Origin of the sequence: Paenibacillus piri (assembly GCF_004354045.1) — a bacterium.
Classification (GTDB): Bacteria; Bacillota; Bacilli; order Paenibacillales; family NBRC-103111; genus Paenibacillus_S; species Paenibacillus_S piri.
In genome coordinates this window covers 1-2,456 of sequence record NZ_SMRT01000048.1, presented here as the reverse complement: position 1 = coordinate 2,456, position 2,456 = coordinate 1, and the positions used below count along the sequence as shown (strand labels likewise).

The 2,456-nt window shown below is 52.5% G+C and carries 3 protein-coding genes; 2 read left to right on the top strand and 1 reads right to left on the bottom strand.

Annotation, left to right across the window (positions count from 1 at the left end):
* Positions 1-306 precede the first annotated feature (306 nt).
* Positions 307-837, top strand: coding sequence for a DNA-deoxyinosine glycosylase (locus tag E1757_RS35490; protein WP_181956736.1), 531 nt, complete (start codon positions 307-309; stop codon positions 835-837).
* Positions 838-1,147: 310 nt separating this feature from the next.
* Here the strand turns inward: E1757_RS35490 and E1757_RS36090 are convergent, their stop codons facing one another.
* Positions 1,148-1,297: a hypothetical protein gene (locus tag E1757_RS36090; RefSeq protein ID WP_165972442.1), complete on the bottom strand. Its 150-nt coding sequence runs from the start codon at positions 1,295-1,297 to the stop codon at positions 1,148-1,150.
* A 207-nt stretch (positions 1,298-1,504) separates the two neighbouring features.
* Here E1757_RS36090 and E1757_RS35485 point away from each other — a divergent pair, with 207 nt between their 5' ends.
* A complete protein-coding gene (locus E1757_RS35485; protein WP_133237149.1) occupies positions 1,505-2,056 on the top strand; it encodes a hypothetical protein in 552 nt (183 codons plus the stop codon).
* Positions 2,057-2,456 lie beyond the last annotated feature (400 nt).

The window sequence follows — 2,456 nt, the reverse complement described above, 5'->3', positions numbered from 1 at the left end:
CCCCGAAGCTGCTATCTTCGGGCATGGGTTGCCGGAGGGAACAGCCAGCGGGTAAGAAGTGCCGCACGAGTGCCAGGGAAACAGACTTATGAAGTAGTTGAACTACAGGAGGAAAAAGAATTTCCCCGAATGACCCTAAGATTCATTGTCTGGAAGCATCACGAAAAGTCCAGTCCCAATTTAAGATTTTCATTTATTTTTCAAAGATCAAATTGGAAATTTTGAAGGCGGCCGCCAGTACCCTAGGGTACTGGAAATTAGCCCAACAACAACCTTCAAGAAATACTATACGAGGAGGAGAGCGGTATGAGCGAGATCCGCCTGCAAGGCTTTCCGCCCGTAGCCGACCCGAATTGCACGACGCTCGTGCTCGGCTCGATGCCGGGAGCGCTGTCGCTAACCAAGCTGGAATATTACGGGCATCCGCGCAATCATTTTTGGCCGCTGTTGTATGCGGTATTCGGCGGCGGAGCGGGACCATCTGACAAATACGGGGAGCGGCTGAGCTTTGCGCTGGCGCACCGGATTGCGTTATGGGACGTGCTGGCGGCCTGTGAAAGGGCAGGCAGCCTCGATGCGGCGATCCGTCGGCCCGAGGCGAACGATTTTGTCGCCTTTTACAACGCTTACCCGGCCGTGGAGCGAGTGTTTTTCAACGGCCAAGCGGCGGCGGAGCTGTACCGGAAGCGGGTGCTTCCGCTGCTTCAGCGCAGCGGCGCCGGCGGCGCACTCCGCTATGGGACGCTGCCATCGTCCAGTCCGGCGAGAACGATGCCGTTCGAAGCCAAGCTGCTTGAATGGCGCGCCTTGGCCGATTTCCAGGCATCCCGGCAATAAACAAACCTTCAAAGCCACGGTTGCAAGAAGTGGTCTTGAAGGTTTTTTGGGGTTGAATAGCCAGAAAGTATAAGATTTTATACTTTGCTTCGTAAAACCTTGACAAACCCGCTCGTTCTTGTATGACGGCGAAGCCGTTTATCCTTGCGAATTAGGATATGCGTTAGGCCTGCCAACCGCTTTGCGGAGACGGAGCATGACCGTGGCCGTGCGGATCGGTTGAATCCATTCCGCCGAATGCGGCTCCCGACTTTTTTGCATTTTGACGGCTGGTCGTCGTACGAGAACTCAAGGTCCCCTCTGCAGGTTGCTATTTTTTTTCTTTTGTGATCGCGCCGTTCAAGTTTTTGGTCGTTTTGGCGTCCTCGACGGTGTCGTTTACAAATTCCATATCTTGATTTTCGGCCTTCATGGACGCGGTCCCTTCATAATTGCCTTGATGCTTCTTGTTTTCAGACATGAGATCGGCTCCTTTTTTTCAGGATGATGGTATGGTTGTAAGAAAATGATGCTGCACGCGGGCAGGCCCGCATGAACGCAAAAGCGTGTTCTTCCTATTAAATTTGCCCACTGCCGGTTTAAATATTCACAGCGTTGGAATGAACCGTGAACCGGATGGTATACTAACGAAAAAAACGGGTCGTGCCCAGAGCGGGGGAATTGACAGATGGCGAGACAGGCGGACAAGGTGCCGTTCGGCTATGAGCCTGAACCGGAGCCGGCAGCGGCGCGCGGCAGTATATGGGTGTACGACAGCTTTGAAGCTTACGCCGTCCAGCGGCTGGAGCGGGTGCAAGAGCTGGCCGATCGAAAAAACATGGCAAAGCTCGTCCTTTATCCGCTGCACGAACAAACGCTGCGACGAATGGGGCACAAGGATGCGGAGCCTTACTACCGCAGAGCGGACGCGCTGGGGCAGCTGCTGGAGCGGGTCGAACCGCGGGCGGAAACGCTGATTGACCGGTGGGAGGGCCGGCGTAAAAAATATACGCCGATGGACACGGCTTTCCGGTATTTGGCCGACAAATATAAAGGGCCGCATTTTGTATATGCGACATTGGATATGGCGAATCGTATTGCGGCTTTCGACTCGTTCGAGGGCTGGATCAAAAAGCTCCGCTTCTTTGTCGACGATGCATCTTCATCATCGGATTCGCTTCATCCGAAGCTGGAAGCTTACGCTCACCGGTGGGAGCTTGTGCACGATATTCCGCGATGAAGGAGCATTTTTTGAATGCTGACGAGTGCAGCTGTATGCCCGGTGAACCACCCTAAACGAATAGCCGTCTGCGAATAATATTAGGAACCCGGAAGATTGTGGGAGCCCAGCGGTGATATGTCAAGGGGATGATCGATAAGAATTGGAAAAAACATTGCCTAAAGCGTACCCAGAGCTGAAAAAAGACATCACTAAACTAACCCCACCATTTAGTCTAAATTTTCAGACTATTTACAGGCATGGGCAACATGTAAAAAGAGTAGAAATCTGGAAATCCTATGGATTCCTCCTCTCGGGTGGTGTGTACATTTTGTTGGTCTTCAGTAGCATGAATACCAACCGTACCAATTTTCGTGCAGATAGGACGAGGGCTCTTTTGTGCTTATGCTTCGGGACTTCA

Bases quoted from the DNA above. Each gene is read 5' to 3' on its own strand.
- E1757_RS35490 (WP_181956736.1), top strand. From the start codon at position 307: ATGAGCGAGATCCGCCTGCAAGGCTTTCCGCCCGTAGCCGACCCGAAT.
- E1757_RS36090 (WP_165972442.1), bottom strand. From the start codon at position 1,297: ATGTCTGAAAACAAGAAGCATCAAGGCAATTATGAAGGGACCGCGTCC.
- E1757_RS35485 (WP_133237149.1), top strand. From the start codon at position 1,505: ATGGCGAGACAGGCGGACAAGGTGCCGTTCGGCTATGAGCCTGAACCG.